At 44.0% G+C, this 17,269-nt stretch carries 13 protein-coding genes; 2 read left to right on the top strand and 11 right to left on the bottom strand.

Annotation, left to right across the window (positions count from 1 at the left end; translation table 11 throughout):
* Positions 1-55: 55 nt before the first annotated feature.
* The 4 genes from BCT34_RS18390 to yfbV form a co-directional block, all read right to left on the bottom strand.
* On the bottom strand, positions 56-1,522 hold the full coding sequence (locus tag BCT34_RS18390) for a GGDEF domain-containing protein (protein ID WP_076656952.1): 1,467 nt from the start codon (positions 1,520-1,522) through the stop codon (positions 56-58).
* A 168-nt stretch (positions 1,523-1,690) separates the two neighbouring features.
* Positions 1,691-3,568 (bottom strand): maltodextrin glucosidase, encoded by a 1,878-nt coding sequence (gene malZ / locus BCT34_RS18385; RefSeq protein ID WP_076656951.1) that lies wholly within the window; start codon positions 3,566-3,568, stop codon positions 1,691-1,693.
* 190 nt (positions 3,569-3,758) lie between these two features.
* The gene (locus tag BCT34_RS18380; protein WP_076656950.1) at positions 3,759-4,724 is read right to left on the bottom strand and encodes an ABC transporter substrate-binding protein; all 966 of its coding nucleotides are present in this window, start codon (positions 4,722-4,724) and stop codon (positions 3,759-3,761) included.
* A gap of 324 nt (positions 4,725-5,048) precedes the next feature.
* Positions 5,049-5,501, bottom strand: coding sequence for a terminus macrodomain insulation protein YfbV (gene yfbV, locus BCT34_RS18375; RefSeq protein ID WP_017099049.1), 453 nt, complete (start codon positions 5,499-5,501; stop codon positions 5,049-5,051).
* Between the two features lie 341 nt (positions 5,502-5,842).
* Between yfbV and BCT34_RS18370 the strand changes: the two genes are divergently transcribed.
* Both BCT34_RS18370 and pta read left to right on the top strand, forming a co-directional pair.
* Positions 5,843-7,039 carry an acetate kinase gene (locus BCT34_RS18370; protein WP_076656949.1) on the top strand — a complete coding sequence of 399 codons (1,197 nt, stop codon included), beginning with the start codon at positions 5,843-5,845 and terminating at the stop codon, positions 7,037-7,039.
* A 147-nt stretch (positions 7,040-7,186) separates the two neighbouring features.
* Positions 7,187-9,352, top strand: coding sequence for a phosphate acetyltransferase (gene pta, locus BCT34_RS18365; RefSeq protein WP_076656948.1), 2,166 nt, complete (start codon positions 7,187-7,189; stop codon positions 9,350-9,352).
* A gap of 83 nt (positions 9,353-9,435) precedes the next feature.
* Here pta and BCT34_RS18360 read toward each other — a convergent pair whose 3' ends face one another.
* The 7 genes from BCT34_RS18360 to moaE all read right to left on the bottom strand — a co-directional run bounded on the left by BCT34_RS18360 (position 9,436) and on the right by moaE (position 17,269).
* On the bottom strand, positions 9,436-10,374 hold the full coding sequence (locus BCT34_RS18360; protein ID WP_076657000.1) for a glutathione S-transferase family protein: 939 nt from the start codon (positions 10,372-10,374) through the stop codon (positions 9,436-9,438).
* Positions 10,375-10,569: 195 nt separating this feature from the next.
* Entirely contained in the window at positions 10,570-11,562 is a 993-nt protein-coding gene (gene oppF / locus BCT34_RS18355) for a murein tripeptide/oligopeptide ABC transporter ATP binding protein OppF (RefSeq protein WP_076656947.1), read from the bottom strand.
* A complete protein-coding gene (locus BCT34_RS18350; protein ID WP_076656946.1) occupies positions 11,559-12,530 on the bottom strand; it encodes an ABC transporter ATP-binding protein in 972 nt (323 codons plus the stop codon). The genes oppF and BCT34_RS18350 overlap by 4 nt, the downstream gene beginning before the upstream one ends.
* A 42-nt stretch (positions 12,531-12,572) precedes the next feature.
* Positions 12,573-13,475 carry an oligopeptide ABC transporter permease OppC gene (oppC, locus tag BCT34_RS18345; protein ID WP_019823598.1) on the bottom strand — a complete coding sequence of 301 codons (903 nt, stop codon included), beginning with the start codon at positions 13,473-13,475 and terminating at the stop codon, positions 12,573-12,575.
* A 15-nt stretch (positions 13,476-13,490) separates the two neighbouring features.
* Positions 13,491-14,411 (bottom strand): oligopeptide ABC transporter permease OppB, encoded by a 921-nt coding sequence (gene oppB / locus BCT34_RS18340; protein ID WP_019823600.1) that lies wholly within the window; start codon positions 14,409-14,411, stop codon positions 13,491-13,493.
* A 103-nt stretch (positions 14,412-14,514) separates the two neighbouring features.
* A complete protein-coding gene (locus BCT34_RS18335) occupies positions 14,515-16,146 on the bottom strand; it encodes an ABC transporter substrate-binding protein (RefSeq protein WP_076656945.1) in 1,632 nt (543 codons plus the stop codon).
* A 649-nt stretch (positions 16,147-16,795) separates the two neighbouring features.
* A complete protein-coding gene (moaE, locus tag BCT34_RS18330) occupies positions 16,796-17,269 on the bottom strand; it encodes a molybdopterin synthase catalytic subunit MoaE (RefSeq protein ID WP_076656944.1) in 474 nt (157 codons plus the stop codon).

Here is a 17,269-nt window from a genome sequence, read left to right as displayed (position 1 = left end):
TCCAAACAAGCAGTTTTTCTCCTACCTCTCACAATACGTTGATTCAATAAGGTGGCTAAAATTCAAGACGGTCTTTACCCGTCGTCTTAGCCACGTACAGTTTTTCATCAGCGTATTTGAATATCTCATCAAAGCTAAGTTTATTTAGCTCAGTTTCAACAATGCAGACACCGCCAGATACCGTAAAACCATTTGGAATAATGTCGGTTGAAGTGGAGCAAATCGCATTCTTCACCCGCTCTAATGTTCTCATCAAAGTTTCACGATCTTCGCCTTTCATATAAACGACAAATTCTTCACCGCCAAACCGTGCAGCTACGTCACTGCTTCGTACACTGTTACTTATCTGACGCGACATATAACGAATCACATCATCACCCTTGTCATGGCCGTAGGTATCGTTGATTGATTTGAAATCATCAATATCAAACACGGTTAAGGCAAACAATTGATCGTGCTCTACACGGCGCCAGAACGCTTCTAAGCCACGTCGATTCAATAAGCCTGTCATTGGATCCTTGGCGGCGAGATCTTTGAAGTAACCGCGCTCAATATTGGAATTAACGTAAAAGAAGATAGTGACAGAAAACAGATACACAATGATGGCCACAATAAGGCTGTCTTTCTCATAAACGAAGAAGTGCTCAACCTCTTTGACTAGATCCAACTCGTAATACATCGCATGGTGAGACGCAACACCATCTAGCTTTATCTCATGATAAAAAGCCGCCGAATCTATCGGGGTTGCTAAAGTGGTATCAATAATATCGATTCTACCGGCTAGGTGCTCGTTCGAGTTCGCGAGTAGCTTATCAGCGTCAATATCTACTGATAGCATCCCTTGGTGTGCCCCTTTGTGAAATACGGGGATCGTCATGCTAATTATGCGATCAAGGGGGTCAAACCGATACGCAGGGCCGGAAAGTGTTAATTGGTCTGGGCTATTGGCTGTTTTTTGCCAGTAAGGACGACTCTTTATGGTCGAGAGCAACTCTTTGCTTAGCCTTTTGGCAAAATCTTCCGGCGAGGAAATCACATACCCACTCGTATCAATAAAGTGTACACCATCGTGATATTCATCAAGCTGAGACAAAAATGAAAGAATCGGCGCTAGCGCTATTTTTTCTGATGCGCTTTTATAGCTATCACTGGCTTCAGAACAAAGAGACTCTGGGCCAATCAGCATATAGTCGATATCGACAGAAGGAATGTCTGACGTTTTACCATCAGCAAGCAGCAACACATCTATGGGCCAGATTTGACAAAGCCCATTCACAACTTGCTTGTTGTGATCAAGAAAGAGCGGATTTCCTGATTTGTAATAGTTAGAGAAACTGTAATCTAGAGCAGTTACCACTTTTGTAGTTCGCTTGAACACATCTTCAATGCGATGAAATTCGCTCTCGATGTCTTTTTTAACCAAATCAAAATGGTTCTTTCCGATCAGGCCGAGTAACATTGCCGCAATCACAGCGGGAAACCCGAAGACAAAGGTAAGGCTAAAGTGCCTATTTACTTTCATATAATGTGCTCTTAGCGCTCAGCTATTTTCATTTACTCCATTAATATTATTACATTAATTGTCATTTCCCACGAGGTAAAAGAGTGTAAATCGATATGAATCGATCTTTCCCATTCACTCAAAGCTTTAAAAACTAGCCCAGACTAAGCAGGGCTAGTCTTGAGTGATTTAATCCAGTTTATTGCCGACGTCAAAAATCATCGACTCCATCGCTGGAATAACAACCTCTGCGGTACCGTTATAGGTCAAAACACTTTCTACTTGGCCAAGCAAAGCGATCAGTTCACCTTGCTCTTGTCCAAGCATCCATACAGGTAAAGCTAGCGACTTTTCTTTGTTAGACAAATTTAATACAACTAGGGTCTTTTCCCCTCTAAGACAACGTGCAAACACTAAGGTTTCAGCGTCACAATACAACTCTAAGTAAGCACCACTTTGTAAGCTTATGCGTTCTGTTCGCAAACTTATCAGCGCTTGATGGAATGAGAACCAATGGGATGTTTGCTCTGCTCCCCACGGAAAACACCTGCGATTATCTGGGTCTTGACCACCTTCTAAGCCCACCTCGGTTCCGTAATACAAACACGGTGTCCCAACGTAAGTGAATAACAAAGTCAGAGCCAATTTTTGTTTCGCTTGATCACCGTTCAGAAGCGTCAAGAACCGAGCTGTATCGTGGCTATCCAATTGATTCAGTTGCGATAACTGATTCAACCATGGAACCTTAGCTCTTGCTTCAGCTAACCAATCTGAGAAAGCGAACATATCAATATTGACAGGCTCATACGCGATATCTTGTTTTGCTAATAACGCGCGTACCGGGTGGGCAAAACCGTAGTAGTTCATTGACCCATCTTCTTGCTCTCCTTGTAACCATTGGCTAGCCTCAAAGAAATGCTCTCCCAAGATATAAGCATCTGAGTTTTCGGCCTTTGCTGAATCACGGAATGCCTTCACATAATTCGCATTGTTATAGGCGCCTTCGCCTTCTCCAAGCATATGGATCACATCGAAACGCCAACCATCGATATGGTAAGGCGCTTTCAGCCAATGCTTGATTACCGACTCTTCGGATTGGTAGATATGATCTCGAACCGCTTCGTTAGAGAAATTTAAAACAGGAAGCGATGAGATACCTTTCCATCCTACGTACTGAGTCGAATCACTTGGTTTAAAGAAGTAGTAGTCATGATAAGGAGAATTAGAATGACCATAAGCCCCTAGCTCCGAGTTCAGATTTAAACTTGAACTGTTGTTTTTTAGCTTATCAAACCAAGGATGTTCTACTGACGTATGGTTGAACACGGCATCTAAGACAATTTTCATATCACGAGCATGAATATCGCTAGAGAGCGTTGCGAACTCTTTATTAGTACCAAAGTGTCGGTCGACCTTGTAGTAATCAGTCGTGTCGTATTTATGATTACTAGGTGACTGGAAGATCGGGTTTAGGTACAGGGCGGTAATACCTAGCTCTTGTAAATAGTCTAGCTTGTTATGAATGCCCGCCAAATCACCACCAAAAAACTCAGCAGCACCGGTTCCGTTATGCCCTTCAACAGAATCGCCCCACTCTTTAACAACGACATCTAAGGTGTTTTCTTTTAAGCGATATTCCCCAGCTTTAACACTGATGCTCGGGTTACCATTGCTAAAGCGTTCTGGGAAAATTTGGTAGAAGACCTGCTCCGACACCCATGATGGCGGGCGGTGATGGGCATTAAACTTGAAATGAAACTCACGGCTTGGAACGCGACGATGTACACCCCTAGCATCAAGCCAGTACTGTCCGTTTGAGTCGACTAACTTGAATACATAATGAGTAATGTCTCTGTCTGAATTAATTGGAAAAGAGGCTTCCCACACCGTCAACCGACCTTCAGTACCAACTTTGCTCATATCAAGCAGGTACTCTTCGTTATCCGGCTCATGCCTCAAGAGTACCCTATTCCAACCACAGCGGTCAGTCATTAATTTAACGGTCAGGACGCCGTCTTTTTCGTGGAAGTAATCTGAGGTTTGAGCATGAAAGATAAATGGCTTCATAGCTGTTCTCGAGCAATGTTTAATTTGCTTAAGATATGAAATTTTTTGTTGGCGGCAATCAGAAAAATATCGTCAGTTAAAGTAGATCACGCTTTGTAGACCCACTTTGTTTTCAGTAAGACGGTTTCTCTCAAAATGATAAAATGAAAAGGCCTGTTGCCAAGCTTAGATCGCGTTTGAAGTAGACCTATTAACGACTGACCACCGCACGATCAATCACAGACTGAGGCAAGCTAACACCAAGCTCGCGAGCAGCATCTAGATTCACCACCAGCTGAGAGCTCTGCGCAGTTTTAACACTCAATTTACCAGGTTTTTGTCCGTTCAGAATGGCAGCCACATAATCCGCGGTTTGAATCCCAACATCATAATAATCTAGACCTAAACCAGCAATCGCCCCCTTCCCGACATAAGACGTTGCTCCTGCAACTACAGGTGTGCCGACTTGGTTTGCAGCGTTTATTAGACCTTCCATTCCATTTGCAACCGTGTTGTCCGTTAAGGCATAGATAACATCCGATTTCTTAGCGACCGATTTAGCTTTTGCTTCAACGTCATCAATGGTCAGCGCTTTTTCGGTGTGAAGTGTATAACCAAAGTCTCGGGTCGCCTTTTTCAACAACCCAACTAACGCAACCGCATTCGCTTCGGCAGGGTTGTAAACCACACCGATTGAACTTGCCTCTGGAAGAAGCTCTTTGATTAGAGATACGTGTTGGACGATTGGAGAGAGATCAGAAAGCCCGGTGACATTTCGACCCGGTTTTTCCAACTGTTTGACAAGCCTTGCACCTATGGGATCGGTTACCGCCGTAAACACAATCGGTATAGTTCGGGTTGCCGAAACCAAGGCTTGAGAAGTCGGGGTTGCGATACCAACAAGTACATGTGGGTTTTCACTCACCAACTCTCTAGCAATCTTTGCAGCCTGAACAGGATTACCATCTGCCATTTCATAAGAGAATTCTAAGTTTTTTCCGGGTTCATAACCCTTGGCTCTCAATCCTTCGAGAAGCCCAAGACGTGTCGCATTCAGATCTGGATGGTCTACAACTTGTGAAACCGACACTTTAGCTACGTTTGCCATTACATTGCCAGTCCATAGCAACATCAAGCAGTTTAAAACAACTACCAACACCTTTCTTACAGAACCCATTACCGCTCCCTGAATCAAGCTCTACTCGTCATACTCGCTCAAAGAGAACAACACTAAAATTACTATTGATATTATTACCAGTAACTATTGATAACTTGAAGTGATATTTAACAAAAATACAACAAAGCTCGAGTTATGTGAGAAAAAGCGGAGTTGCTTGATTTGAAAGGTAAGAAACCAAATGAATACGTGAGAAGCAGGATAGATAAGGTACAACAAAGTAAGCGGTGGAAAGAGAAGTGAGTATAGAAAGGGATCAAAACTGAGAACAAGTTATCTGCTATGGATAGTTGTTCTCAGGTAGAGAGGGAGAGATCAGATTTTTTAGAACCAGCGTTCCATTGAAGATTTGTCTAACTGGCGGAATGCACGATTCAGAATGATCGCCAATTCTTTATAGCGAGGGCGCGACTTCATCGGCTCTAACGCAAAACCCGTTTCAGTAATCTTCTCATGCAGCTCGCGATACCACGATACGAGTGCCGGTGGAAGTTGTGTATTTGAGCGATTGCCCAACCACCACATGCCTTGAAGCGGCAAGCTGATTGCAAACAAAGCCATAACCACAGCTTGTGGCATCGCTTGGTAATTATTAAAGACCATTTGTGTAAGAACACTGATAGCGGCAATCGCGGGCATCACTTTCACGCCAAAACGCGTTGCTTTAATGATGCGCTGTTCAGGGAAGATCGCGTTTAACTCTTTTCGGACGGGCCAGAGATCCATGTACTTTTGGCCATCTTTTAAACTACTAGCTAAACCAACTCTATTGCTCATATGAGTCTCCCATTAAAAAAAAGTTGAAACCATCAACTAAAAACACAAAAATTTGACGAAAAATAATATTCTTTCAAATTTTTTTGTTATATTTGCACAATATCGCTATTATTTGCAGACCTCAATCTCATTGTTGCCCTTATTTACAATTTAAGCAACTTTGGGAAGACTTCTGCAAGGAATGCACAAGCCTCTTTTTGATAAAGGGCGCTTTCACTTTATACGGAAATTAACGTTTTTTTGACCAAGGTTAGTACGCAAGCCTATGCGCTTCGACTATTCTTGAGATTAATTTTCATCCTTAACTGATTTCGATCAGAAAAATAAACAGGTAGTCATTAATGTCTAAGCTAGTTTTAGTTTTAAACTGTGGTAGTTCTTCTCTTAAATTCGCTGTTGTTGATGCAGAAACAGGTGCAGAGCACCTAACTGGTCTTGCTGAGTGTCTAGGTCTTCCAGAAGCTCGTATGAAGTGGAAACTTGATGGCAAGCACGAAGCACAACTAGGCGCGGGCGCAGCTCACGTAGAAGCACTATCTTTCATGGTAGAAACTATTCTTGCTTCTAAGCCTGAGCTTAAAGCTAACCTTGGCGCTATCGGTCACCGTATCGTACACGGTGGCGAGCAGTTCACTTCTTCTGCACTTATCACTGATGAAGTTCTTAAGGGTATTCAAGATGCTGCGACTTTCGCACCTCTTCACAACCCAGCTCACCTTATCGGTATCGAAGCGGCTCAACAGAACTTCCCTGGTCTTAAAAACGTTGCTGTATTCGACACTGCGTTCCACCAAACAATGCCTTCTGAGTCTTACCTATACGCTCTACCGTACAACCTATACAAAGAGCACGGCATCCGTCGTTACGGCATGCACGGTACTTCTCACCTATTCATCACTCGTGAAGTTGCAGGCCTACTAAACAAGCCAGTTGAAGAAGTTAACATCATCAACTGTCACCTAGGTAACGGCGCTTCTGTATGTGCAATCAAGAACGGTCAATCTGTAGATACTTCTATGGGTCTTACTCCTCTTGAAGGTCTAGTAATGGGTACTCGTTGTGGTGACCTAGATCCTGCGATCATCTTCCACCTACACGACGCTCTTGGTTACTCTGTTGAAGAAATCAACAACATGCTAACTAAAGAGTCTGGTCTTGCTGGTCTAACTGAAGTGACTTCTGACTGTCGTTTCGTTGAAGACAACTACGGTGAGAAAGAAGAAGCAACTCGTGCAATGGACGTGTTCTGTCACCGTCTAGCTAAGTACGTTGCTGGTTACACTGCAACTCTAGAAGGTCGTCTAGACGCAATCACTTTCACTGGCGGCATCGGCGAGAACTCTGGCCCAATCCGTGAAATGGTTCTTAACCGCCTAGGCATCTTCGGCATCGAAGTTGACGGTGAAGCTAACCTAAAAGCTCGTTTCGGCAGCGAAGGTACTATCACTACAGCTAACAGCCGTATCCCTGCAATGGTTATCTCTACTAACGAAGAGCTAGTAATTGCTGAAGACACTGCGAAACTAGCAGGTCTTTAATTGATTTTCCTGACTAGCTTCACCTGAAGCTAGTCAGTTTTTCATATTAAGAAAATGGGGCTCAACTTCTATTCCTACCCCAATTTAAATATCGGTGGGAATAGCAGTTGAGCTTTTTTTATTTCCAATAGTCAAAGGTGTTCGTCAATGTCACGTACTATTATGCTTATCCCTACAAGCGCTGGTGTTGGTCTTACTAGTGTTAGCATGGGTGTTCTTCGCGCTATGGAGCGTAAGGGCGTAAGTGTTTCTTTCTACAAGCCAATCGCTCAACCTCGTAGCGGTGGTGATCAACCTGATCTAACGTCTACTATCATCAGTGCAAACAGCGACATTAAGATTGGCGAGCCAATCGCAATGACTAAAGCTGAAGCTTTGATCGGTAGCGAAAAAATGGACGTACTTCTTGAGTCTGTTGTTGAGCAATACAACAAGATCAACAAAGACGCAGAAGTAACGCTAATCGAAGGTCTAGTACCTACTCGTAAGCACCCATTTGCTAACCAAGTGAACGCGGAAATCGCGAAGACACTTGGCGCGGAGATCGTATTCGTTGCGACTCCTGGTACTGACAACCCTACGCAACTTAAAGAGCGTATCGAAGTAGCATGTTCTAACTTCGGCGGTACTAAGAACAAGAACATTAAAGGCGTAATCATCAACAAGCTTAACGCTCCTGTTGATGAAGCTGGCCGTACTCGCCCTGACCTATCTGAGATCTTTGATGATGCAGATACAGCTCAGCAAGCGAACCTTGAAGTAATGCAAATCTTCAACTCTAGCCCTATCCGTGTTCTTGGCTGTGTGCCATGGAGCATCGATCTAATCGCAACTCGTGCGGTTGATATGGCTAAGCACCTTAATGCTGAAATCATCAACGAAGGTGAAATCGCGACTCGTCGTATTAAGAGCATCACTTTCTGTGCACGTTCTCTACCGCACATGATTGAGCACTTCAAACCAGGTTCTCTGCTAGTAACTTCTGCAGACCGTCCTGACGTTATCGTTGCTGCGGCTCTTGCTGCGAAAAACGGCGTTGAGATTGGCGCAATCCTGCTTACTGGCGGTTACGACATCCCAGAAAGCATTGCTAACCTATGTGCACCAGCATTCGCTTCAGGTCTACCGATCTTCAAAGCGCAAGGTAACACTTGGCAGACGTCTCTAAACCTACAGAGCTTCAACCTAGAAGTTCCTGCAGACGATAAAGAGCGTATCGAGTTCGTTAACGATCACGTTGCAAGCCACATCGATGGCCCTTGGATTGACTCTCTATCTGAAGGTACTCAAGGCATCCGTCGTCTAAGCCCACCAGCATTCCGTTACCAGCTAACTGAATTCGCTCGTAAAGCGGCTAAACGCATCGTTCTTCCTGAAGGTGATGAGCCACGTACAGTTAAAGCTGCGGCTATCTGTGCTGAGCGCGGTATCGCAACATGTGTACTTCTAGGTAACCCAGAAGAAATCCGTCGCGTTGCTGCACAGCAAGGTGTTGAGCTTGGCGCTGGCGTTGAGATCATCGATTCTGCATCAGTACGCGAAAACTACGTAGCTCGTCTAGTAGAACTTCGTGGCGCTAAAGGTATGACTGAAGTTGTAGCTCGTGAGAAGCTAGAAGATTCAGTATTCCTAGGTACTATGATGCTTGAAGCTGGCGAAGTTGACGGCCTAGTTTCTGGTGCTGTTCACACAACGGCGAACACTATCGTTCCTCCGTTCCAGATCATCAAGACTGCTCCTGATGCTTCTATCGTATCTTCAATCTTCTTCATGCTTCTGCCTGATCAAGTGCTTGTATACGGTGACTGTGCGATCAACCCAGATCCAACAGCTGAACAGCTTGCTGAAATCGCTATCCAATCTGCAGATTCTGCTGCGGCATTCGGTATCGACCCACGCGTTGCTATGATCTCTTACTCTACTGGTGAATCTGGTAAGGGTGCAGACGTAGATAAAATACGTGAAGCAACGAAACTTGCTCAAGAGAAACGTCCTGATCTAGTGATCGACGGTCCTCTACAGTACGATGCAGCAATCATGGAAAACGTAGCCGCTTCTAAAGCGCCTAACTCTCCAGTTGCAGGTAAAGCGACAGTATTCGTATTCCCAGACTTAAACACGGGTAACACGACTTACAAAGCTGTACAGCGTTCAGCAGATCTAGTATCTATCGGTCCAATGCTTCAAGGTATGCGCAAGCCAGTAAATGACTTGTCTCGTGGCGCTCTAGTAGACGACATCGTTTACACAGTAGCTCTAACTGCTATCCAAGCAGACCAAGCTGCTCAAGCTGAAGAAAAAGTTATTAACTAATTTTCTTTTGTAGAAAGCAAAAAACCCTAGATTGTTATCTAGGGTTTTTTTATGTCTGCAACAAAGTATGTTACTTGAAGATTCTAACCTCGCCCATGCGGCGACTCTAAATCCAAAGCAGGCCCTTTTGTTACAACTTGCGTTGGGTTGATACCAGTATGGCTGTAGTAATAGTGACGCTTAATATGGTAGAAGTCGGTTGTCTCTTTAATACCCTCTACTTGGTACAACTCTTTTAAGTAACCTTGAATATTGGGGTAATCAGCAACTCGCTGCTTATTGCACTTAAAGTGACCCACATAAACCGCATCGAATCGCACCAAGGTCGTGAACAACCGCCAATCCGCTTCTGTAATCTCACTACCCGCTAAATAGCGATGTTCGCTAAGATGTGCATCGACTTTGTCTAACGCCTCAAACAACGCATCATACGCTTCTTCATAAGCCTCTTGTGTTGTCGCAAAGCCGGTACGATAAACACCGTTATTAATGTTCGGGTAAATATAATCGTTCCACTCATCAATTTTGCTCGCCAATTCCCACGGATAGTAATCATCGGTGTTGCCCGTTAGCTCATTAAATTCTGAGTTGAACATGCGAATAATTTCAGAGGACTCGTTACTCACAATGGTGTTGGTTTTCTTGTCCCACAGCACTGGCACCGTGACTCTACCCGAGTAATCCGGTTTGGCTTGAGTGTAGATTTGGTGCATACGAGTGTGACCGAACAGAGGTTCAGGTAACCCCATTTGCCACCCTTCACTCATCATATCAGGGCAGACTACTGTCACGTCAATGTGCTCGGTGAGGCCTTTAAGCTCACGGAAGATCAGCGTGCGATGCGCCCAAGGGCAAGCTAACGATACGTATAGGTGGTAACGGCCACTTTCTGGCTGAAACTGTGCGTCCGGCTTATTCTTTACCCAATGACGAAAACCTGCATCTTCGCGAACGAACTTACCACCGCTTTCTTTGGTGTCGTACCAAACATCATGCCAAACACCTTCAACTAACTTACCCATATCCAAACCTCTATCTTTCATACTGTTCTCTAGTATAAAAAAAGCCAACTTTTTCAAAACTAGAAGAAGTTGGCTTAGTTGTTCGAATTATTTGATGAAGCTTATTGAGTATGAAGCTTTAGAAACAAAAAAAGCGCGACTCTAATAACTAGTCGCGCTTAAGCCTGTCACAGGCTGAACCGTTTTAAATAGGCTCTAGACTTGTACGTGCAAGCAAGATACTGCGTGAACGTCATCGCCTTGAATCGTTGGCTTAGTTTGCGCACATACCTCTGTTGCTTGTGGGCAACGAGTACGGAACACACAACCTGATGGTGGGTTGATTGGTGACGGTAAATCACCCTCCAGCATCTGAATGGTTTTATTACGCTCTAAGCGAGGGTCTGGAATCGGAACTGCAGACATCAAAGCTTTAGTATACGGGTGCTTAGGGTCAGAGAATAAGGCATCTGATTCACCAAGCTCTACCGCATTACCTAGGTACATCACCAATACACGGTCAGAGATATGTTTAACCACTGACAAATCGTGCGCGATGAATACCAAAGACAAACCAAGTTCTTTCTGTAGCTCTTTCAGAAGGTTAACTACTTGAGCTTGGATAGATACATCCAGTGCAGAAACTGGTTCATCACAGATGATCATCTTAGGCTTCAAGATAAGCGCACGTGCAATACCAATACGCTGACACTGACCACCAGAGAACTCGTGTGGATAACGGTTGATTACGTTTGGTAGTAGACCAACCTTTGCCATCATCTCTTTAACTCTGTCCTTCACTTCCTGTTTAGAAAGTTCAGGGTAAAAAGTCTCTAGAGGTTCGGCAATAATGTCACCAACAGACATACGCGGGTTAAGTGATGCTAGCGGGTCTTGGAAGATCATCTGAATCTCTTTACGAGTCTCACGACGCTTTACTTCCTGCATCTTAGTTAAGTCTTGACCTAACCACATCACTTGCCCTTCAGTCGCTTCAACCAAACCGATAATTGCGCGTGCAAAAGTCGACTTACCACAACCGGACTCACCTACTACACCCAGCGTTTCTCCTTCGTAAAGGTGAATATCAACGCCATCAACGGCTTTCAGGTTTGACGGTTTTGCCCAAGGCCACGCTGATTTAGCTGCGATGCTAAAGTGAACTTTCAGGTCTTTAATATCTAATAATAACTGCTTATCTACACTCATTTTGTCCAAGTCTCCCAGTCAGAAAAACAAGCACGCTGACGGTCATTACCAAATGGCGTCAAAATAGGTGCTTCTTGCTTACAACGGTCCATTACACGGTGACAACGGTCTTGGTAAGGACAGCCTGTTGGCAGGCGAAGTAAGTTTGGTGGATTACCTGGAATCGTCGGCAGAATTTCACCTTCTGTATCCAAACGAGGAATCGCTTTAAGTAGGCCTTCTGCGTATGGGTGGCTTGGCTCGTAGAAGATTTCATCAACCGTGCCGTACTCCATTGTACGACCAGCGTACATCACAAGTACTTTGTCACATGAACCCGCAACTACACCCAAATCGTGGGTGATCATGATGATTGCCGTGTTGAACTCATCTTTCAATTCGTTCAGCAATTCCATGATTTGCGCTTGAATAGTTACATCCAAAGCGGTTGTTGGTTCATCAGCGATAAGCAGTTTAGGGCGACACAATAGTGCCATTGCGATCATCACACGCTGACGCATACCGCCAGAAAATTCGTGTGGGTACATAGTGATACGCTTGCGTGCTTCAGGGATTTTCACCGCCTCAAGCATGCGCACTGACTCTTCAAACGCTTCAGCTTTACCCATGCCTTTATGCAGCATCAGTACTTCCATCAACTGATCGCTCACCTTCATGTAAGGGTTAAGCGAGGTCATTGGATCTTGGAAGATCATCGCGATCTGTTCAGCACGAACCTTGTTCAGCTCTTTTTCAGGCAGGTTGAGGATTTCATTGCCTTCAAACTTTGCACTACCTGAGATGATGCCGTTTTTAGCCAGCAGCCCCATCAGTGCAAATACCGTTTGTGATTTACCTGAACCCGACTCACCAACAATACCCAGCGTTTCGCCTTGGTTAAGTGAGAAGTTCAAGTCGTTTACTGCGGTTACGATACCATCTTGCGTGGTAAATTCGACGCGCAGATCTTTGACATCTAATAAGCTCATTATTGCTTCCTTAATCTTTTATAGCTTTTAATTGCTATTTCGTTATCTGTCTTTTGGATCAAGCGCGTCGCGCAGACCATCACCTACGTAGTTAAAGCAGAACAGCGTAACTACCATGAACGCCGCAGGGAATGTCAGTTGCCAGATTGCAACTTCCATTGTTTGCGAACCTTCTTGAAGCAATGCGCCCCAGCTTGTCATAGGCTCTTGAACACCAAGACCAAGGAAAGATAAGAATGATTCTGTAAGGATCATGCTTGGAATAAGCAGCGTAGAGTAAACCGCTACGATACCCAGTACGTTTGGTACGATGTGACGTGTAATGATCTTCCATTTGCTCACACCACATACGTGTGCTGCTTCAATGAATTCTTTACTACGTAAACTTAACGTTTGACCACGTACAATACGCGCCATATCCAGCCAAGCAATCGCACCAATCGCAACGAAGATGAGAATGATGTTACGACCAAAGAATGTCACTAGAACGATAACTAGGAACATAAATGGAACCGCGTACAAGATTTCTAGGATACGCATCATCACTCGGTCAGTTCGTCCACCGATGAAGCCAGAAGCTGCACCGTAAAGCGTACCAATCAGTACCGCTACGAATGCACCCATCACACCAACCATCAGTGAGATTCGGCCACCAATAAGAGTACGAACATACAAATCACGGCCCAAGCTATCAGTGCCAAACCAGTGGTCCGCGCTTGGCGCTGCATGCATTGCGTACCAGTCAGTATCATCATAAGTGTACTGAGCAAGCATCGGTAAAAAGATAACTGCCAGTACCATTAGCGTAAGAATAAACAGGCTTACCATTGCCGCTTTGTTTCGCATGAAACGAATGCGGGCATCCTGCCACAAACTACGACCTTCAATTTCTAAGCTCTCAGAGAACTTTTCGATCGCTTCTAAATTTTCTTTTTTCTTCAACATAACCATGCGTCCCTGTTAGTAGCGAATTTTCGGGTCAATCAGCGCTAGCAAAATATCAACGATTGCGTTGAACAAGATGAATAGGAAACCAATCAAGATGGTTACACCCATTACTAGCGAGTAGTCACGGTTAAACGCGGCGTTAACAAACAGCTTGCCGATACCTGGTAAGCCGAAGATGGTTTCAACAACAACAGAACCTGTAATGATACCTACAAACGCAGGCCCCATGTAAGAAACAACAGGCAGCAGTGCTGGCTTCAGTGCATGTTTTAGAACTATGTAGCGGTAACTTAGGCCTTTTGCACGTGCGGTTCGGATAAAGTTACTGTTTAGCGTTTCAATCATGCTACCGCGAGTAATACGAGCAAATGTGGCTACGTAAAGAAGAGACATCGCGATAACTGGCAGGACGATGTACATATAAGTACCGCCGTGCCAACCACCTGCTGGAAATATGTTCCAGTGCAGAGAGAATAGGTAAATAAGCGCCGGAGCCAACACGAAGGATGGCATTACTACCCCGAGCATGGCGGTCGACATTATGGTGTAGTCGATCCAGGTGTTGTGCTTCAAGGCGGCAATCGTCCCGACCGATACTCCCATAATCAGGGTAAAGATAAAGGCAATAAAACCTACCTTCGCAGATACCGGAAGTGCAACCGCGATCAGCTCATTTACCGTGTAGTCTTGGTATTTAAACGAGGGACCGAAGTCACCTTGTAAGATATTTGTCAAATACGTGGTGTATTGTTCAAATACTGGTTTATCTAAGCCGTATTTAGCTTCGATGTTAGCCATAACTTCTGGCGGTAATGGACGTTCGCTTGAAAACGGGTTACCCGGAGCGAAACGCATGAGAAAGAAAGATATAGTGATCAACACCAACATGGTTGGAATCGCTTCGAATATCCTTTTCATAATGAATTTAAGCATAAACTCACTCTTTTCAGTCTGTGACAATTAAAAGTTAAATAGACACTGTGTGCGATTTCTCGCACACAAGTCTAAGTTAGTTATGTTTTATTTTTATAGGAGGTTATTTTGCTTTGATATAAAGATCTTTTGAATAGATCTTATCTTCGGCGTTACCTTCTGGGTAACCACCTAGCTGAGGTGATACAAGACGTGTTGTAACGTACTGGTAGACTGGAGCAATTGGCATGTCTTTAGCTAGCAATTTTTCTGCATCGATGTATAGCTTCGTACGCTCTTCTTCTGAAGTAGAGCTTAGTGCTTTTTCGATAACCTTGTCATAGTCAGCGCTCTTGTAGTGCTGACCAGCAGTTGTATTCTGACTAACCATCAATGTTAGGAATGAAGATGCTTCATTGTAGTCACCACACCAACCTGCACGAGCAACGTCAAAGTTACCAGTATCTTTACTGTCTAGGTATGATTTCCACTCTTGGTTTTCGAGTTTCGCGTTAATACCAAGCTCTTTCTTCCACATTGATGCAATTGCTACAGCAAGCTTCTTGTGGTTCTCAGATGTGTTGTAAAGCAGATTGAATTCAAGCGGGTTGCTCTTCGTGTAGCCAGCTTCTTCAAGAAGACGCTTCGCTTCAGCAATACGCTCTTTTTGAGAAAGTTGACCATACTCTGGAGTTACCGGGTCAAAACCAGCAGTAATTTCAGGAGTCAAGAAGTAAGCTGGTTTCTGGCCTTGACCAAGAATCGCTTTCGTAACGATGTCACGGTTCATCGCGTAAGACATTGCTTTACGAACGCGTACGTCGTCGAAAGGTGCTTTCTGTGCATTAAATTGGTAATAATAAGTACACAGGTTACCCTTAATGTTAACATCTTCTGGGTATTCTTTCTGTAAGCGACGGAAGTGCTCGTTAGGAACTTCGTATGTAAAATCTAGTTCGCCAGAGAGGAAGCGGTTCATTTCCGCAACTTGGTTCTCAATTGGTAGGAATGTAACTTTGTTAAGAACTGTATGTTCGTTATCCCAGTAATTTTCGTTGCGTACTAGTTCAAGACGCTCGTTAACTACCCATTGATTTGGAACAAATGCACCATTACCAACAAAGTTTTCAGGCTTAGTCCACTGGTCACCGAATTTTTCAACAGTTGCTTTATGTACTGGCTTCACTGTTGTATGACCCATCATCATTACGAAATATGGGACCGCTGTATCTAAAGTCACTTCTAACGTGTAGTCATCTAAAGCTCTAACGCCTAGTTCACTCTTGTCTTTCTTACCCGCGACGATGTCTTTCGCATTCGCCATCTTGGTATATTCCATGTACCAAGCGTATGGAGACGCAGTTAAAGGATCAACCGCACGTTGGAAGCTGTAAACAAAGTCATTTGCAGTTACAGGGTCGCCGTTAGACCATTTAGCGTTTTTACGCAGGTGGAAAGTGAATGTTTTATTGTCTGTCGTTTCCCAGCTTTCAGCTACTCCTGGGATAGTATTGCCGTCGCCATCTTGGTTCACTAAACCTTCTAGAAGATCACGAATTACGTGAGATTCTGGTACACCTTGAGATTTGTGAGGGTCGAGTGTTGCTACTTCAGTACCGTTACCGCGAACCAGTTCCTGAACTTTTGCTAGTTCAGTGCCTGCTGGAACTTCAGCGGCGATAGAAAGGGTAGAAGTGGCAGCGACTGCCAAACCAGCACCTAGAAGAAGGGCTTGAGTGATTTTATTCTTGTACATCTAATAAACTCCAAGTTTTTCGTATTGCATCCATGACTTCTTTGCTAGGTTCACTGAACGGCAGTGATTTAGATCTATTTAGCTCAAAATTTAAGCATAAAAACCTAAAACCTTACAAAGATTGAGGCACACACTATCAACCATTGAAGTAATTTGCCATAAACAAGTCGCAAAAAATCGGATAATTCTCCGAATCACTCAAGGTAACAGTGTAAATCTCTAATAAAAACCTAATGAATAGTGAGTTACACATAGGGATTAATTAAAAAACAGCCTTTAGTGTTGATGTATCTGTATTGATACTTTTTTTTAGCATCTTATGCTAGAACACGGTCAGCAAATTAACATTAATGCCACATGAAATCTAATTGCACATCACATATCCCCTAAATAGACTCCACTATTTGTGAGGGTTATCACTTTATACAAAACAGCATAATGCACTGCACCAAAACGGATTTAGAAGTGCACCAATACAGAAAAAATCACGCATCGAATTTATATTCAGCTTGAATGATTGATTATTTATTAATACGGCACTTATTTATAAATAACCTTGTAGCACGCACAAAAAAACCGACTTTAATAGTCGGCTTTTTATTGTCTCAATCAACAGTTCAAATTTTGAAGCAACATCATATTGCGAGAGTTACTTTTCCCAGCGTTCTGCCGCTTTCGCATCCGAATCACGAGAATCGACCCAACGAGTCATCTCAGTGGTACGTTCCTTTTTCCAAAATGGCGCTTTGGTTTTTAGGAAATCCATAACAAACTCACAAGCTTCAAACGCAGCACCTCGGTGCGCACTGGACACACCAACGTAAACAATCTGATCACCAATATCTAGGTCACCAACACGGTGGATAACACGCATCTTTTGGATGGGCCAACGCGCCTCAGCTTGATCACAGATCTCGCTCAGTGATTTCTCTGTCATACCCGGGTAGTGCTCCAGAGACAAACCAATCACATTGTCGCCAAGGTTCATGTCGCGAACTTTGCCAACGAACGTCACAATCGCTCCGGCAGCGGTACCTTGAGCCAAGTAGTCGTATTCGTCGCCTACAGAAAAATCTTCTGCTGTCACTACTACTCTTCGATCTATAACTCGAGAATCATTCAT

The organism is Vibrio sp. 10N.261.45.E2 (assembly GCF_002875705.1).
In the GTDB taxonomy this organism is placed as follows: domain Bacteria; phylum Pseudomonadota; class Gammaproteobacteria; order Enterobacterales; family Vibrionaceae; genus Vibrio.
This window is presented reverse-complemented; position numbering and strand designations above follow the sequence as displayed.